This is a genomic window from Xanthomonas sp. 3058, assembly GCF_014199765.1.
GTDB lineage: Bacteria > Pseudomonadota > Gammaproteobacteria > Xanthomonadales > Xanthomonadaceae > Xanthomonas > Xanthomonas campestris_B.
The window spans coordinates 75,860-81,947 of record NZ_JACHOF010000017.1; the positions used below are offsets into that span (position 1 = coordinate 75,860).

The 6,088-nt window shown below is 61.3% G+C and carries 4 protein-coding genes and 1 pseudogene; 3 read left to right on the top strand and 2 right to left on the bottom strand.

Annotated features, from left to right (window positions below; all coding sequences use genetic code 11):
* Positions 1–80 precede the first annotated feature (80 nt).
* Positions 81–527 (bottom strand): annotated as a pseudogene (locus GGR61_RS17025) (cellulase); the annotation flags it as partial.
* A gap of 122 nt (positions 528–649) precedes the next feature.
* Positions 650–3,577: a TonB-dependent receptor gene (locus tag GGR61_RS17030; protein WP_184622843.1), complete on the bottom strand. Its 2,928-nt coding sequence runs from the start codon at positions 3,575–3,577 to the stop codon at positions 650–652.
* A gap of 764 nt (positions 3,578–4,341) precedes the next feature.
* Between GGR61_RS17030 and GGR61_RS17035 the strand changes: the two genes are divergently transcribed.
* From GGR61_RS17035 to GGR61_RS17040, 3 genes are all read left to right on the top strand, one after another.
* A complete protein-coding gene (locus GGR61_RS17035) occupies positions 4,342–4,917 on the top strand; it encodes a hypothetical protein (RefSeq protein WP_184622855.1) in 576 nt (191 codons plus the stop codon).
* Between the two features lie 67 nt (positions 4,918–4,984).
* The gene (locus tag GGR61_RS21250) at positions 4,985–5,200 is read left to right on the top strand and encodes a hypothetical protein (protein WP_260288197.1); all 216 of its coding nucleotides are present in this window, start codon (positions 4,985–4,987) and stop codon (positions 5,198–5,200) included.
* Between the two features lie 17 nt (positions 5,201–5,217).
* A complete protein-coding gene (locus tag GGR61_RS17040; protein WP_326520639.1) occupies positions 5,218–6,069 on the top strand; it encodes a DUF2235 domain-containing protein in 852 nt (283 codons plus the stop codon).
* Positions 6,070–6,088 lie beyond the last annotated feature (19 nt).

Genomic DNA, 6,088 nt, shown 5'->3' on the forward strand with positions numbered 1-6,088 from the left:
CAGTCGACGCGCAGCGATGCGGCGGCGCACGCCGCCGTAAAAGGTAAGACCGCGCGATGACGCACACAGCGACGTAGCGCTCATCGTGGATCGCCGTAGAAGATGCCACGCCCACCGGTGGCGAAGTACACACGCCCAGGAATGCGCGGATCGCCGGTGACGCTGTATGGCTTGCCGAAACGGTGCGCGTCGTCATCGATGCGCACCCACTGCGCGCCTTCGTCGTCGGAGCGGAACACGCCATCCACACCATCCACGCGGCCGGCCAGATACAGCGCCGGCGGGGCGCCCTCGTGAAGCGCCTTGCCGATGCCCAACGAACGCGCCTGGTCCGGTTTGGACAAACTCTGCAAACGCTCGTCCTGCCAGCGCATCACGCCCTGGGTGTGACTGGCCAGATACACCACCCCCGCCCGCCACGGATCGGGGCGCAGCTGCGGACGCGCACGTTCATCGCGCGCCGGGCTGCCCACCTGCGCACCGGTGTCGCGAAAGTTCGCTGCGCCATCGCGGCTCTCGAACAAGCGCCAAACCCATAGCAACACCGAAAAACCCGGCAGCTCTGGCAGTGCGCGTCCAGACTGCCGGTAGAGGCAAAGCAGGCTCAACTCTGCGACGTGACGTACGCCGGAGCGATGCACGCATGCACTTACCAGTTCATCCGCAGCACCAGCGAATAACGCCGATCGTTGACGAACGACGAACGCGTGTACAAGCGCCGGTCCACTTCGCCACCTTCGTACGAGGTCGGCCCCATCAACACCTTGGTCACCGTGTTGGTCAGGTTATTGGCCTGAACGCCCAGTTGCAGGTGCTCGTTGAAGCGGTAGAAGAACGAGCCGTCGAGCTGGCCGTAGTCGTCTGCCCAGGTCGGAAGAAGGGTGGTGACATCGCTGGTGGCCAGCAGATAGCGCGAACGCCAGTTGTAGGCCAGGCGCAATGACAACGGCCCCTTCTCGTAGATGCCGGCCAGGTTGTAGCTGCGCCGCGACAGGCCTTCCAGCGGCAGCTCGACGCCGCTCACCGTGGTATTGGCGTACGGGTCGGTGGCGGTATTGGCACCGCCCTTGCTGTCGACGAAGGTGAAATTGGCATTGATGCCGAACCCGCTCAGCCAGCCCGGCAGGCTGTCGAAGAACTGGGTGTAGCCGAACTCGGCGCCGCGGATGGTGCCTTCGTCCATGTTGTACGGGCGGGTCACCAGCCACGGGCGACTATCGTAGATCTCGCTGCGGGTCTGGGTGGAGAAGTAATCCTTGACCTTCTTGTAGAACAGCGTGGCGTAGAGCATGTCGCTGGTGTCGAAGTACCACTCCAGCGCAGTGTCGAACTGGTTAGCCACCATCGGCTTGAGGGTCGGGTTGCCGGCAGTGCCGACGAAGCTGGTCGCTTGGCCGGCGTCGTTGATTTTCACGTTGAGCAACACGTACGGCTGCAGCTGCGTATAGTCCGGGCGCGCCATCGCCTTGGAGGCGGCAAAACGCCATTGCAGGCTGTCGCTGAAGCGCAGCCGCAGATTCAGGCTGGGCAACACGTTGGTGTAGCTGCCTTGCGCATCGTTGTCGAAGTACTGCCCGGTGTAGCGCGCCTGCAACTCCGGCGAGACGTTCAGATCGGCCAGGTTCTGGAACTGGCCAAAACCTTCGGCCTGGGTTTTGGTCTGCACGACGCGCACGCCGACATTACCGTCCACCGGAACGCCCCATGCCTGGTCATTGCCGAAATACAGCGCCGCATAGGCCGCCTGGGTGCGCTCGAACTGACGATTGGTGTCCTGCGGCTGGTACTGATCCGGCGACCAGCCAGAGCCGCGCAATGCCACGATCTGCTGGATCATCTGCGAGGCAGATCGGTAGTTGTTGACCAGGCTGCTGTTGGGCACGACCAGGGTGGTCGGCACATTCACCCCGCCCCGGAAAAAGTTGGAAAAGGTGAACAACGACGACTGGTCGGCCATGAACTCGGACATGTTGGCCAGCCCGTTGCTGGTGCCCGGCACCGCGGCCCAGTTGTCGGAGATCACGCCCCAGTTGTAGCCGGAGTTCTTGTTGATCTGGTTGCGGTCGGTGGCGCGCATGCCGAAGCGCGCAAAGCGCAGCCAGCTGCTGTCATCGAAGGTGTATTCCAGATCCACGCGCGTGGACAGCTGACGCCCGCGGTTCTTGCCCAGGTGGTCCATCGCCGCCGCCCAGAAGTAATTGGACGGATTCTGGGTAAACGCCGGGTCGGCGATCTGCACGCTGGGGTACTTGCCGGAGACATCGTAGGTCAGCCCGGGCAGATAGGTCGCGCTGAACGCGGTGAAATCCAGCTGCTCGTTCTCCGACTGCACCAGCTGCATGTCACCCTTGATCTGCAGGTTGTCGTTGAAGAAGTGGCTGAAGCCTGCCGACAGATCGGTGGTGGTGGTGCGCTGTTCGGAATAGCGGTTGTCGGTATTGAAGCGCACACCGTCGCCGGTGAGCACGCCACGCCATGAATCGGACACCGGTGAGCCACGCAGGAACCCGCCGCGGTTGTCGTAATCGAAGGTGGTGCCCGGCGCCGGGCTGATGCTGTTGTTGCTGTCGTTGAAAAACGCCGCGCGCTCCTGCCAGTTCATGTCGTACCTGGAGCGCAGGTACTGCACATAGATGTCAGTCGCATCGCTCGGTTTCCACTGGAACGCAGCGGCAATGCCATTGCGCTTGCGCTCGAAATCCAGCTGCCGCCAGTTCACCCCACCCGGCACATACACCTGATCGCGCCCGCTGCCGGCCAGCACCGCCTCATCGGTGCGTCGCACATACGGTTCTACCTGGATGCCGTCCGAGCGCGTCGCCAGTTCCGAATGCGAGATATCGACCATGAAGCCCATCTCGCCGATGCCGGTATTCCAGCGATCGCTGAACAGGAACGACGCCGACGGCTTGTACTTCTTGCTCATGTCGCCGTAGTTGACGTCGATATTGCCGCCGACGATCCGGCCCGGATTGTCGAACGGCATGCGCGTACGCAGATTGACCGTGCCGCCCAGACCGCCCTCGATGATTTCCGCCGATGGATTCTTGTACACGTCCACGCCGGCCATCAATTCGGCAGGCACGTCCTCGAAGCTCAGGCCACGGCCGCTGGCCGCACTGAAGATATCGCGCCCGTTGAGTTCCCCGCGCACCTGGGTCAGCCCGCGAATCATCACCCCGCTGCCTTCGGCGGAAAAGTGGTCGGGGTCGTTGCGGGCCATGAAGTGATCGATGGTCACGCCGCTGACGCGTTGCAGCGTTTCGGTGACGCTGCGATCGGGCAAGGCGCCGATATCTTCGGCACTGACCGAGTCGACGATCTGGGTGGCATCGCGCTTGATGACCTGCGACTTGATCAGGCTGGCGCGTACCCCGCGCACCTCCACCGCATCCAGATCCACCGCGCTGCTGGCGGCGTTGCCGGCCTGGGCGTTCCGGGAAGGCTGCGCCTGCTGGGCGTATGCCGGCGTGGCGAGCATCAGCCCGATGCTGACGGCGATGGTGCAACGACACAAACGCGACGGACGCGCACGCACGCCCGTACCCGCCGAGGCATGGCTTGAAAAGCTGAGCATCTGAATCCCTCCCAGGACGCAAGACGACTGAAGACAGGTTGTGACGGCACCGCGCGACATACCGCATGCGCACCGCATGATCGTGCAAGAGCAAGGCGCTAGCGCACGGCTCTTCCCTTCCACTGCATGGCGGCCTGGCCGCCGATCACCTGCTCGACTTCACGTTCGCTTCAGCGTGCGATCTGGTGCACAGGTATAGGCGCGTGTTTCAGCGCCAGCCAATGAAAAATTCATGGACTGGTATATCGAAACGAAATGGAACGGACGGATGCGCTAGAAGTGTGGGCGTGATGGTGCAAGAACCTGGGCCGATGGCATGAAACCCTATCCGGCGACTGCGCGGGATGGATTGCCTATCAACAAAGCCGCCATGCGTTGGTGCAGTTCCAGGCAACTTTGGCGGCCAGCCGGCACACCCGCTTGTGCGCTCGACGTTATCCCGGGTTACCGCTACGTGCCACAGGGAAGAGACGTTTAGGGAAAATCCTGCGTCGCAGCGAGCAGATCACAGAGAAAATCACGCGCAATGGCGTGCGTGCGGATGGCAAGTCCCTGCACCGCAACCGCTGCCGCTCATGCTTGAGGCACGTGAGTCGCCACGCCAGCGCCGACCTACCATGAGCATATCGCAAGCAGTAGGCTGTCCTTCCCTTGCCACAGGTGGCTCCATGGCTGTGCGCCTTCCTTGCATCCCGCAGCACCGTGCAGCGCTCCCCCTGCTGCTGTGCGCCGTCTTCGCCCACCTGCTGACTGGGTGTTCACGCATGAATACGCCTACCAACGATCCATCTGGTATTCATCTGATTGAGAATATTCCAGTCGATGCCCATAACACCGTGCATATCGATACCCGTAAGCCGATTCCGTTTAGCAACCATGCGTTCGGAGCAATGTGCTACGACACCTATGGCTGCAAGGTGCTGTACGACGGCAGGTATGCAGCCAACTTTCCTGAAGATGAGAAGCGAATTTCATCGGCTTCGCTGGGTGACGTCTACCCCGGCAATCTTAAAGCCAACACGATCGGCATTCGCAACTTCCCGAACTTCCCGCCCCCTGCTGAGGTGACGTGGCGCTCCAGGGATGGCCAGCCGCATCATGCTCTGGTGGATCTTGAGGCCATCTTCAAGGACAAGGTGGTGCTGCATCATGTGCCGCAGGAGCAACTGCCGCCGATCTTAAAAGCCGATATCCCTCCGGAGATCATCCTGGAAGTGAACGACCGCACCATCAATGTGTATATGAAGGCGATGGTGGATACCACGGTGTTGCAAAAGCCGGGTAACAAATATAGCAATTTCCGCAACGAACTGATCCTCGCCTACACCAAGACCTACTGATGGCGTATTCGCCAGGGAGCATGTACTGGCTAACGATCGTGATACTGCAAAGACCTGGGCCGATGGTGTGGAAACCTATCCCGCGAGTGCGCAGGATTTGGCCGCCTACGAACTTAGCGGCCATGCGTTGGCGCAGTTCCAGGCACCGCTGCTGGTCAGCCAGCAGAATCCGCACACCCGTTTGTTCGTAGCCTCTTTTGATGGAACTGGCAATGACAAGTACAAGGACCCTGAGCACATCACCAATATCGGCACTCTGGATGATCAGGTGCAACGGCAGTAAGTAACGGCATTAAAAATATCGGCGGCTACTACGTCCTAGGCGTAGGCACCCAGGACGACGCCTTCACCCGCAACCTCGACGGCGCCGTTGGCTATACCTATGCCCCCCGCATGGAAGAGATGTACTTCAAATTCATCGACCAAGCAAAAAAATGGAAAGATGAAGACCCGCAAGCCGAAATCAGCATTATTTCCACCGGCTTCAGCCGTGGTGCGGTCACCGCGGCCATGTTCACCCGCATGGTCCACGAGCGTGGCATCCAAGACCGCAAAGACATGAAGATCGACCAAGGCCCAAACGGCGAAATCCTCAAACTGACCCCAACCCACCCGCCGCTGGTGCCACCCGGCCGCACCGCGCAGGCGGTGGGCTTGCTCGACCCGGTGGCTACCGGCGACATGAACCTGCGCGACTCGCGCCTGCCGCCGTCGGTAGTGTCGGGCCTGCAAATCACCGCCCGCGACGAGCGCCTCGATCTCTTCCCGGCCAAGGACATCATCGATCCGGGCCGCACCCAGGATGGGCGCCTGCTCAATCTGGTCAATCCGGGCGCGCATTCGGATATCGGTGGTTCCTACCGGCTCGATGGCCTGTCCGTGCGCAACGGCAACCTGCTTACCGATTACATCAACACCCTCAGCGACAAGCCATTCCTGCAACCGCGCGCGGTGTCCACTGCGCCGGAGATGAACGTCATCCACCACTCTGAGCAGCACCAGTCCTTCTATACCACGGTCATGGCAATCACCCTGGGCAACCGCGTGCACGTGAAGGACCTGGCGGGTAAGGCAGTTAGGGAACCTCTGAACAACGCACCACAGATACGCGACACTACCCGCCTGATGTTGAGGAGTGATCCATGCAACTGACGTTCGGTGACGCTGAGGG